Below are 379 nucleotides of genomic sequence, written 5' to 3' on the forward strand. Positions count from 1 at the left end.
GCCATGGACACCTCCGGCGGCGATAGGGTTGGCCAACCCGTCCCGGTAGGCCAGGGCGCGGCTGCGCAGCTCCTCTGGCTGCTGCCTCCGGGCCCAGTAGACGAGAATGGGGCGCATCCAGTGCATACGGCACCTGCCGGCGGTCAGTTCAAAAGGACGTAAAATATCGTTCATCGGAGAGCGATTAGCATCGCGACGGTAGGCGCTCTCAGGCTCGCCGGTGGTGATCACGCTGCGCCAGTACTTTCCCGCCAGTTCGTTCCCTCCGGCGCCGCTGGCGAAGCCGCGGCTTAACACACGATCCAGCCACTCCTTAAGCAGCGCCGGACAGCTCCAGGTATATAAAGGGTGCTGGAAAACAATCACCTCATGCTGGCGC

The 379-nt window shown here is 63.1% G+C and carries 1 protein-coding gene; it reads right to left on the reverse strand.

The window, feature by feature from the left end; all coding sequences use genetic code 11:
* On the reverse strand, nt 1-379 hold a 379-nt coding region (locus M3223_RS24060; protein WP_251566324.1), incomplete at both ends, for an NAD(P)H-dependent oxidoreductase.

The organism is Paenibacillus pasadenensis (assembly GCF_023715725.1).
GTDB lineage: Bacteria > Bacillota > Bacilli > Paenibacillales > Paenibacillaceae > Paenibacillus_O > Paenibacillus_O pasadenensis_A.